Annotated in this window: 7 protein-coding genes and 1 pseudogene; 5 read left to right on the plus strand and 3 right to left on the minus strand. The window is 66.8% G+C overall.

From position 1 onward, the window contains the following. Positions 1-83: 83 nt before the first annotated feature. A complete protein-coding gene (locus ADL03_RS30420; RefSeq protein WP_197288772.1) occupies positions 84-2,357 on the minus strand; it encodes a M4 family metallopeptidase in 2,274 nt (757 codons plus the stop codon). A gap of 806 nt (positions 2,358-3,163) precedes the next feature. On the opposite strand from ADL03_RS30420, the gene ADL03_RS30425 reads away from it, so the two are divergent. From ADL03_RS30425 to ADL03_RS30430, 3 genes are all read left to right on the plus strand, one after another. Beyond that, entirely contained in the window at positions 3,164-3,718 is a 555-nt protein-coding gene (locus ADL03_RS30425) for a cysteine hydrolase family protein (protein ID WP_053737019.1), read from the plus strand. Positions 3,719-3,813: 95 nt separating this feature from the next. Next, entirely contained in the window at positions 3,814-3,993 is a 180-nt protein-coding gene (locus tag ADL03_RS49880) for a hypothetical protein (RefSeq protein WP_369809038.1), read from the plus strand. A 146-nt stretch (positions 3,994-4,139) separates the two neighbouring features. Further along, a complete protein-coding gene (locus tag ADL03_RS30430; protein ID WP_053737020.1) occupies positions 4,140-5,015 on the plus strand; it encodes a hypothetical protein in 876 nt (291 codons plus the stop codon). A gap of 410 nt (positions 5,016-5,425) precedes the next feature. On the opposite strand, the pseudogene ADL03_RS30435 reads toward ADL03_RS30430, so the two are convergent. Beyond that, positions 5,426-5,626: pseudogene (locus ADL03_RS30435) on the minus strand (ricin-type beta-trefoil lectin domain protein); the annotation flags it as partial. Between the two features lie 234 nt (positions 5,627-5,860). Further along, the gene (locus ADL03_RS47530; protein ID WP_053737022.1) at positions 5,861-6,115 is read right to left on the minus strand and encodes a hypothetical protein; all 255 of its coding nucleotides are present in this window, start codon (positions 6,113-6,115) and stop codon (positions 5,861-5,863) included. Between the two features lie 423 nt (positions 6,116-6,538). Here ADL03_RS47530 and ADL03_RS30445 point away from each other — a divergent pair, with 423 nt between their 5' ends. Together ADL03_RS30445 and ADL03_RS30450 are read left to right on the plus strand one after the other, a co-directional pair. Then, positions 6,539-7,165 carry a hypothetical protein gene (locus ADL03_RS30445; RefSeq protein WP_053737023.1) on the plus strand — a complete coding sequence of 209 codons (627 nt, stop codon included), beginning with the start codon at positions 6,539-6,541 and terminating at the stop codon, positions 7,163-7,165. A gap of 286 nt (positions 7,166-7,451) precedes the next feature. Further along, the coding region (locus ADL03_RS30450; RefSeq protein ID WP_157529492.1) for a hypothetical protein at positions 7,452-7,847 on the plus strand (396 nt) is incomplete at its 3' end.

Raw genomic sequence — 7,847 nt, forward strand, 5'->3', positions numbered from 1 at the left:
GGTGGACCGCCTGGCGAGTGCGCCACGAAAATGGGTGTGCGGTTGCCGGGCTGATGTTCCAGCGCCGGCAACCGCACCACGCGTCAGCTGAGCGTGACCGCCGTGTCGTCGATGACGAACGAGGTCTGCTGCGAAGCGTCTTCAGTGCCGTTGAACTTCACCGTCAGGGTCTGACCGGCGAACGAGGACACGTCGAACGTCTTCAGCACGTAGCCGGAGGCCGCGTCGACGTTCGAGAACGTGCCGAGGGTGGTGCTCCCGGCCGTGACCGCCAGCTTGTCGTACACGGTGCTGCCGGTCTCGCTGGTGTCGATGTGCAGGTAGAACGTGAGCGTCGCCTTGCAGCCGGCCGGGATCGTCACCGACTGGGTCAGCGAGTCGGTGTGCGACGAGCCGTAGCCGTTCAGCCACGACGACCAGGTGCCGGACCGCGCGGGCTCACCGTTGCTGCCGTGCTGGCCGATGACGCCGGAGGTCGCCGTCCAGGAGGCGCTGCCGGACTCGAAGCCCGGGTTGGCGAGCTTCTGGCCGGAGCAGTTGCCGCCGCCCGTGCCGACGGTCCAGCTGAACGACGCGGTGCCGTTCTTGTTCGCGCTGTCCGTCGCGGTCACCGTGACGTTCGACGTGGCCGCGGTCGTCGGCGTGCCGGAGATGGTGCCGGTGCTGGAGTTGATGGACAGGCCGGCGGGCAGGCCGGTGGCCGACCACGTGTACGGCGCGGTGCCGCCGCTCGCCGACAGCGGCAGGCTCACCGCCGTGCCGACGGTGCTGGACTGGTTGCCGGGGTTGCTGACGGTGACCGTGCCGGTCGCGCTGCACGTCGGGTCGGCGGACTGCGCGGGCACGCTGATCGCGTCCCAGGCGGCCTTGACGGTGTTGAACTCCGCGCAGCTGCCGGGGTAGAGGTTCTTCGCCGCGGTCAGCGTCCACGTGCGGTACCTGAGGTACGAGCTGCCGGAGGTCTTGAGCAGCATGGCGTTGTAGAAGATCTTGACAGCCTTCTCGACGCCGAGACCAGTGATCGAGGTGCTGTTGCACGTCGAGCTGGTCGGCTGGCCGTTGGTCGGGTTCGTGCCCTGTGACAGCAGGTAGAACCAGTGGTTGCCGGGCCCGGCCGCCGCGTGCACCTCGGTGCTCGGGATCGAGCTGCTGTAGCAGTTCGCGTGGCCGAGAGCGCTCGGGTTGTACATGTTGCGGATCGGGCCGCGGCCGACGAGGTTGATCGTCTCGCCGACGAGGAAGTCAGGCGTGTCGTAGGGCGACGGCTCGTTGGCGTACCACTCGGTGGTGGCGCCGAAGACGTCCGCGACGAACTCCTGCGTGCCCGCACCGGAGATGCCACCCGGCGTGTGGTCGTCGATGCCGTGACCGAGCTCGTGCGCCACGACGTCGAGCGAGCCGATCCACTGCCCGCTGGTGTTCTTTCCGATCTGGACCTGGCTGCCGTCGTAGTAGGCGTTCTGGTCGTTCAGGCCGACGCGCATCGGCCAGCCACCGCCGCTACCGTCGAAACCGTTGCGGCCCAGCCACTGCGTGAGCATCTTCGACTCGGTCTGCGCCGCGAACAGCACGTCGACGCAACCGGTCTCGCGGCTGGTCGCGTTGCCGTTGCCCCACGAGTCGGAGGACTTGGTGAACGTGGTGTTGGTCGCCGCGTCCTGGCAGCTGACGTTGGTGAGGTTCGGGTCCCTCAGGGAGTACGTCGACCCGGACTGCGTGGTGGTGAGGGGGACGGAAGGACCGTTCCACCCGCTGTTGCCGGTGCCGTGCAGGACGTGCTCCTGCTTGTGCAGCACCTGGCCGGTCGCCGCGTCCACGACCACGTCGAGCTTGCTCGGGCCCTCGGAGTCCCGGCCGACGACCGAGACCTTCCAAGCGAGCTTCGGCGTGGAGTCGAGCGCGTAGACGACCCGCTCGGGCGCACCGGTGCTGTCCACAGTGGACAAAGCGGCCCGCGCTGTCTTCTCGGCCTGCGCCTTGGTGACGGACGGCGTCGTGTTCGCCAGGTCGATCGTGGAGCTCTGGCCGACGGAGGTGTGCAGCACCTGCCCGGTCGAGTTGGTGACGACGACGAAGTCACCGCCGACCACCGGCATGCCCTTGTAGGTCCGGTCGTAGGGGACGTACTTGAGGCCGTTGGTGGACGAGATGACGTTGTGCCGCACGAACTGGTCGCTCGCGCTGGCGTGCAGCTGGCTGGGCCGGCTGTCGACGAGGCTCGCGGCCGCGTCCACCGCCATCGCCTCAGCGGTCTGGCCCGGCTGGGGCTGCGGAGCCGCGTACGCGCCCGTCTGGGTGAGCACGGCGGCGACCAGCGATCCGGCCGCGGCCAGCACAAAACTACGTCTCGCTTGCATCGTTCTCCTCGTTGCAGGGCGAACGGCCCGGCTCTGCGGTTGCAGGGAGAGCCGGACGTTCGTCGAGGTGAATGTGTTGACGGAGCACGGCAAGGATCTGTTGCGAACCGGTCGTTAACAAGTACTAACTTATTCACACCCACTTATTTGTGCGCATTTGCAGGACTTGCTGCCGAACATTCCTTTGTCGTCATGCTTGTTCGTTTTGCCCCGGCTTGTGCCGCATGTCGGTCGTGGGTGTCCGTTGGGCGAACACCCTGACCGAAGGTGCTGCACAACTACTTTCTGTCACGGGCGTGCGCTCACGCGCCAGCGATGTTTTGTTCGATGCCAAACACAGGAGTCCGGTTGTGCACCACTGGGGCCTCGACCGCAGCGGCCGGGCCGCCCGAAGCGAGGAGGGAGCCATGACCGTTCGAGTCGGGCTCAAGAGAGAGCCGGCGTGCTCGCGGCAAGTGTGGCGTTCGGCGTTGTTGCACTGGCCGCTCCGGCCTACGTCGACCGACGGAGCTTCTCGAAGTGCGCGAAATGTCATCGCGAGAACGCTGTGAACTCACGCTGGTGAACAAACCGTTATCGAATGTCCATGGTGATGGACTCGGGAACAGCATCTTTGGCGGCTGGGTGAACGGCGACGCAACTCCCGGACGTCAGGCAGATCCCTCGGCGTCACTGCCGAGACGCTCGACGGTATCGACCGGCCCCTACCTCACCGGGACGATCACGACCGGTAGCTTCACCGTCGCCGCCGGAATGGCTGTCCTGCTGACACAGGGCACCGGACAGAGACCGAACAGGAGACTGTCGTGACCACCGCACTGATCGTCGGCGACGTCCAGCAGGGCATCACGAGCAGCTACCCGTTCGCCAGGCAGGTCGTGCCGCCGCTCACCGAACTGCTCCCACGCGCCCGCGCGGCTGGTGTCCTCGTCGTGTTCGTGCACTTCGCCGTCCGGGGCAACGGGACCGACTTGCCACCGGGCAACGCGATGTTCAGAACGTTCTACGAAGCCGGGGACACCTTCCACCAAGGATCGGCCGGAACTGAGATCGCTCTGCCGGTCGCCGACGAGGACGTCGTGGTGGTGAAACGCCGCGCCAGCGCATTCGCCGGCACAGACCTTGACCTCGTGCTCCGCGCGGGCGGCGTCGACACTCTCGCGATCGCCGGCGTCGCGACCAGCGCGATGGTGGCTGCGACGTGCTACGACGCAGCAGACCGTGACTACCGGGTGACCGTGCTGCGCGACGGTTGCGCCGACGACGATTCGGCCGTGCACAACTTCTTCATGGACACCGTCTTCCCCAGCCGTGGATTCGAGGTCGTGCCCTGCGCCGATTGGCGTGGAGAACGACGCTGACCCCTGGCGGCGGTAGTCGTGCCGAGAGCGTGGGCCACGGGGGAGCAGGCGCTGGTCGACCGGCGGACCCCACGGACCTGGTATTGCTCGACGTGATGCTGCCCGGTGCCGACGGATTCGAGGTGTGCCGCCACATCCGCACGGGTGACACGGTTCCGGTGATCCTGCTGACTGCTCGCGGTGACGCGGTGGACGTCTTGGGTCGGCTTGGAGTGCGGCGCCGACGACTACGTCGTGAAACCGGTCGAGCCCGCGGGTGTTCGGCGCGGTCGTAGGAGGCATCACGCACGATGGAGAACGGGAACTGACCCAGGTCAACTGCTGGCTGGCTTGCCTGGGACCCAGGTGCGGAGACTGCCCGGCCCCAGGCGGAGCTACCGTCTCGGAGGTCAGGCACCCTAGTTGAACACGAGGCCCGCTCATGGCCGATCGCCCCACCAAGCAGCTATGGAGCCCCGTCCTCATCGAACTGTGCCTGCTGCTGCGCGATTTCCTCGGCGACCTCGACGCTCGACTGACTGACCTGACCGACGACGACCTCTATCGGCATATCGCGTTCGCGGTATCTCTTCAGCATTCCGGCCGTGACTTCACCGCGCGGCCCGCTCCGGAACTCGACCACATCGCAGCCGCCGTGCTGCGGCGGCTGGCAACCGGGTCCCTGGGCGATCCCTTACTGCGGTCGCCCCAGGCGCGATACGCGACGGACGCGACACCGCACGAGGTCCAGATGGCCGACGAATCCACAAGTGCCGCCGCCCCCGACAAACCGATCGGAGCGTTGTGGACCTCATCGCTCCTGCCGGGCGGCACCAGCATGTGGCAATGGGCAGAGTGGGCGGAGTTCGGCCAGACGAGATCGCTGTCCACCGTCACCTTCGATCCGGCGGGCGTCCGGTTGTTCACCATCGGCTCGCCCTCCGACTACGGGCAACTGGTGACCCGCTACCCGTACCCGTCAGCGGGACGCGCTCGGGTCTGCTGGAGTCGCGCCGCCGAGGACCTCGACGCTGTGCACCTGACCGTGACCGGCCTCCTCACAGCGCACCACGTCCCGGTCAGGACACCGCACGGCACCGCCATCCTCACCGGCTGGGACGCCGAATCCACCGCCTGGCTGCACCTGCCGCCCGGCATCCAGGTGACCCCGGCAACCAGCAGCCCGTCCAGAAACGGGTCCTCTGCCGACTGGCCAGTGCCAGCACATCGACCCGTGTCCGGCGGTCCCACGACCGCTTCGACTGGCGCCGCGGGCTGGACCCCACCGCGCGCTGAAGCTCGATCTCCAGTGTCCTGAGTCGTTGGTCCAGGACCGGGCGAATCTGGATCGCGTTGCGGCTCTGCCGTTCCCGCAGCGCGGTCGCTTCGCGTTCGGCGGATGCGGTGCCGAGCTGGGCGAGCAGCCGCATGGCGGTCCGATCGCCCTGGGCGGCGAGCTGCTGGAGCTGCGCGCGGGCTCGCGGTCCGGAGCTGCGTACCAAGGCTCGGTGAATTGGGACGTTGTGCCGGGCCAGCGCTGCTCGCGCGCCAACTTGGCGAGTCGCTGGTTCTTCAGGGAGATGGCCATTGCCCAGCCGCCTCGGGCTTCGGCCTCGCGGATCTGCTCCGCCGTGCCGGACGGGCCGTTGCGGGTGGACCGGGTGGGTGAGGCGTTGGTGTCGTCCCGGTCGGTGGTGAAACCGAAGCCCGCGGGGCCGCGCCCGAGGGTCAGGTACGGGTCCACCTCTGGTTGGTGGCGCCGTGGCAGTCCCAGATGATGACCTTCTTCCTGTTGGTGGTGGCGTTGCCGTTGACGTCCAGGCACTTGCCCGACGCCACCGCCGTCACGCTGCCGTCGGAGTTGACGCGGAACTGCTGGTTGCCCTGGGTGTTGCAGTCCCACAACGTCACGGCGGTGCCGTTGGCCGTGCCCTGGTGACAACGGAGAGTCCCCGGCTGGTTTCCGCGAGCGGTTGCCCACCCTCTTCACCGGTCTCCGGCACGCGCGAGCCGCAGAACCGGCACAGCGCGCTGTGTCTGGACAACTACAACTTCGGTCTCAAGCCCGGCGCCGAGGTCCGGCAGTGGACCTGCAACGGCCTGGCCGTGCAGCAGTGGACCTCGCCTGACGCGGACACGGCGCGCGGGTCACGAGGGGAACGATCACGGTACGACTGGTTCGACGGACTTCAAGGAGTCGCAGAACGGCTCGGGCAACGTCAACGCCGTCCACCTCGCCGTCAGCGGCGACGGTCTGGAGTGGACACTGCTCAACGACAACAACGCCGTCCTCACACCGACCGCCGGCATCAAGGGCATCCGCGACCCGTTCACCACCCGGCTCAACAACGGCACGTGGGTCGTGCTGGCGACCGACATCCCGGTGGGCGGCTCGTTCACCAGGCCCAACCAGAACATCCACGTCTGGACCTCGCCGGACCTGGTCGGCAGACTGGCTGCTCAACGTCAACTCGACCAACACCACCTGCTTCAGCTGGGCGCCCGCGATCCACTGGGACCCCTCGCGCAACGCCTACGGCATCACGTTCTCCACCCTCCCGCCGGGCGGTTCGCACGCGGTGATCTCCGTCGTCTACACCACCGATTTCGTCACCGCGACCACGCCGGTCGTGTTTGGCTCGATGCTGGTTCGATCAGGTACCGGTGCCGTGGCACGATCATCGAGGTAGGTCACTAACAGATCGGTGAGTGCCGCGTGGGGCAAAGGGTCCGGTGAGCGCCCGCACGCGGGCACGGTCGGGCGCCCGTTGACGCGCCGTTCTCACGTAGACCACCAGGCTGTATGGGAGTGATCCCATAGTTGTGAGAAAGGGTTATCGGGTGCTTTCGACCGGTGAGATCGACGTGATCAGAAGAGGGTGCAGTGAGCTTGACGAAACCGGGCTCACCGCGTTCTCGCTGGCCGCAGTGCACCGCGTGCTCCCCGTCTACCAGGTGTACACCGAGATGAACAAGACTGTTCGGGGGCATGGCCCGGCGCACGACGCGCTCGTGGCCATCGCTCGGTTGCTCCGGAGAGAGGGAGGCTTGACTCCCGAGAAGGTCAGGCCAGTTGTCGATGCTGCTCTGATGGGTTTGAAATCCGACCTCTCCAAGATCAACAGGCGAGCGGAGTTCAATCTTCCGGAAGCAGTCGCGGTGGAGGTGATCACTGCTGTGACGGCGGCCCTGAACGGATGGAAGAACTCGTCATTCGACGAACGCTTCCAGGCTGTGATGGGCGCCTTGGAAGTCGACTCCCTGTGGGCCGAGGAAACTGCAGGCGAGGCGGTTTCGTGGGAGCGATTGACGACCCAATTTCAGCAGCAGGTCCGTGACCTCGATGAGCTGCGCTCCGTAGAATCGGCTATCGCTGCAGACATCTACAGAACCCTTTCCTATCGATCTGAGCGTGAAGGGATGCCATATCTGGACGGCATGGAAGAGCTTGTGAAGCGTTCGCGCTGAGCTGGTTGGATCAATGGCACCGCTTCACGTTGTCGTGCAGTCTTCCCGCGTCGTCGATATCCGCTCATCGGGCGCGGGTCCGTTCAGGTCCATCGAGGACCGTTAAGCATGCTCGTCGAACGGAGTTGCGTTCAGTCTGCTCCCAAGGCCCATCGGTGCTGTCTTGCCTGTCGTCGGTCGCACGCTCAGCGGCATGAGAGTGCATTCGTTGTGGGGTGGGATTTCGCCATCGCTCGGACCGCCTTTACCTTGCTGCGGCTGAATGGTCGACGGAGAGGATGTGCAGGTGCGCAAGAGAGGGAAGCCGCTCCGCATCACCGCTTTGTCGCTGGTCTCTGTCCTGGTGGTCGTCGGGGCGCTGACGGGAGCCACAACCTCGGCGTCGGCCCAGACGACCGCGGTGCGGATGGACTACACCTGCACGACCTCCTTCGGGTCGAGTGCCCGGATGACCGTGTGGGTCGTCGGCGGTCTGCCGGACGACGGCGCGGGTCCGAACACCGTCGCCAGGCACGAACCCGCCTACATCGACGTGGACCTGGACCTGCGCGAGCTGCGTCCGGTCCTGACGGTGGCCGGCGGGGTGCGCCTGGACGCCGACAGCACAGCGACACTCGACGCGCACATCACCGGCCCGGACGGGACGCGGACCACCCAGGCCTCGTTCACCGTCGCGCCCACG

It is taken from the genome of Nocardia sp. NRRL S-836 (genome assembly GCF_001279525.1).
In the GTDB taxonomy this organism is placed as follows: domain Bacteria; phylum Actinomycetota; class Actinomycetes; order Mycobacteriales; family Pseudonocardiaceae; genus Lentzea.

What these genes read in the sequence shown, in the direction of transcription:
- ADL03_RS47530 (WP_053737022.1), bottom strand. Translation starts at nt 6,115, where the DNA reads ATGTTCTGGTTGGGCCTGGTGAACGAGCCGCCCACCGGGATGTCGGTC.
- ADL03_RS49880 (WP_369809038.1), top strand. Translation starts at nt 3,814, where the DNA reads ATGCTGCCCGGTGCCGACGGATTCGAGGTGTGCCGCCACATCCGCACG.
- ADL03_RS30420 (WP_197288772.1), bottom strand. Translation starts at nt 2,357, where the DNA reads ATGCAAGCGAGACGTAGTTTTGTGCTGGCCGCGGCCGGATCGCTGGTC.
- ADL03_RS30430 (WP_053737020.1), top strand. Translation starts at nt 4,140, where the DNA reads ATGGCCGATCGCCCCACCAAGCAGCTATGGAGCCCCGTCCTCATCGAA.